The organism is Streptomyces sp. UH6 (assembly GCF_013421635.1).
Lineage (GTDB): Bacteria > Actinomycetota > Actinomycetes > Streptomycetales > Streptomycetaceae > Streptomyces > Streptomyces abyssomicinicus.
Genome location: NZ_JACADT010001033.1, coordinates 1 through 1,953, shown reverse-complemented (window position 1 = coordinate 1,953; position 1,953 = coordinate 1). Strand labels below are relative to the sequence as shown.

General features: G+C 71.7%; 1 protein-coding gene and 1 pseudogene. One reads left to right on the top strand and one right to left on the bottom strand.

Features of this window, described 5'->3' with window-relative positions; genetic code table 11:
* Positions 1-1,787 (top strand): PhoX family phosphatase (locus HW445_RS28845; RefSeq protein WP_180223787.1); only part of this gene is annotated, 1,787 nt, incomplete at its 5' end.
* A 23-nt stretch (positions 1,788-1,810) separates the two neighbouring features.
* Here the strand turns inward: HW445_RS28845 and HW445_RS33845 are convergent.
* A pseudogene (locus HW445_RS33845) lies at positions 1,811-1,953 on the bottom strand (endonuclease/exonuclease/phosphatase family protein); the annotation flags it as partial.

Here is a 1,953-nt window from a genome sequence, read left to right as displayed (position 1 = left end):
AGCCGGAGGGCGCCCGCGGCCTCCGCTTCACACCGGTCGCGCCCAACACCGCCGACCAGGTCACCGTCCCGGCCGGCTACGGGCAGAACGTGGTGATCCGCTGGGGCGAACCGATCCTGCGCGGCGCCCCGGAGTTCGACCCGGAGAACCAGACCGCCGCCGCCCAGGCCGGTCAGTTCGGCTACAACAACGACTTCCTGGCGCTGCTCCCGCTGAAGGGCGAGCCGCACCGCCAGATCCTCGTCGCCAACCACGAGTACACCGACGAGATCCTGATGTTCCGCGACTACGACGCGGCCGCCCCGACCCGCGAGCAGGTCGAGATCGCCTGGGCGGCGCACGGCCTGTCCGCCGTCGTCGTCGAGGAGGACCGCCGCACCGGCGCGCTGCGCCCGGTCCGCCGTCACCGCCTCAACCGCCGCGTCACCGCGACCACCGAGTTCCGCCTCACCGGCCCCGCGGCCGGCTCGGACCTGCTGAAGACCTCCGCCGACCCGACCGGCACCAAGGTTCTCGGCACCCTCAACAACTGCGCGGGCGGCACCACTCCGTGGGGCACCACGCTGCACGGCGAGGAGAACTTCAACCAGTACTTCGCCAACGCCGGTCGCACCACCGACACCCGCTACGGCATCGGCACCGGCGCCACCGAGCGCAAGTGGGAGCGCTTCGACAAGCGTTTCGACGTCGCCCAGGAGCCGAACGAGGTCCACCGCTTCGGCTGGGTGGTCGAGTTCGACCCGTCCGACCCGCACTCGACGCCCCGCAAGCGCACCGCGCTGGGCCGCTTCAAGCACGAGGCCGCGACCGTCAGCCTCACCGCCGACGGCCGCCCGGTCATCTACTCCGGCGACGACGAGCGCTTCGACTACGTCTACAAGTTCGTCGGCTCCAAGCGGATGGCGAGGGGCAACTCCCGCGCGGCCCGGGAGCACAACCTCACTCTGCTCGACGAGGGCACCCTCTACGTCGCCCGGTTCACGGGTGACTCCCCGGTCTCCGAGTTCGACGGCACCGGGAAGCTCCCCTCGGACGGCGAGTTCGACGGCGGTGGCGAATGGATCCCGCTGGCCACCGCCACCGCCGACGGCGCGGTCTCGCACGTGCCGGGCATGACGGCCGAGGAGGTCTTCGTCTTCACGCGGCTGGCCGGTGACAAGCGCCAGGCGACCAAGATGGACCGCCCCGAGGACGTCGAGCCCAACCCCCGCACCGGCAAGGTGTACGTGGCGCTCACCAACAACACCGACCGCGGCAAGACCAACAAGCCCGGTGCGGACGAGGCCAACCCGCGCAACCTCAACAAGCACGGCCAGGTCCTGGAGCTCACCGAGAAGCGTGACCGCCCCGACGCCCTCGAGTTCGCCTGGAAGCTGTTCCTGGTGGCGGGCGACCCGAGCGACCCGGCCACCTACTTCGCCGGCTTCCCCAAGGAGAAGGTCAGCCCCATCTCCTGCCCGGACAACGTGGCCTTCGACCCGCACGGCAACCTGTGGATCTCCACCGACGGCAACGCGCTGGGCAACCACGACGGCCTCTTCGGCGTCGCCGTCACGGGTGACCGCCGGGGCGAGCTCAAGCAGTTCCTGACCGTGCCGAAGGGCGCGGAGACCTGCGGTCCGCTGGTGCAGGACCGCAGGGTGCTGGTCGCCGTCCAGCACCCGGGCGAGGTCGACGGGGCCGACGTGGCCCACCCGGCCTCGCAGTGGCCCGACGGTCCGGGCACGTACGTCCGGCCGGCCGTGGTCGCCGTGTGGCGTCAGGACGGCGGCGACATCGGGGTCTGACGGCTCCCGCGGGGGCAGCCGTCTCACCGGTGGAGGGCGAGGGTCACCAGCAGCGCGCGGTGGTCCGAGCCCTCCATCGTGAGGAACCGCGCGTCGCGCGCGGTGAAGTCCTCAGAGACCAGCACGTGGTCGATCTGCACGCCCGGCACCGGCCGGCCGGTCACCG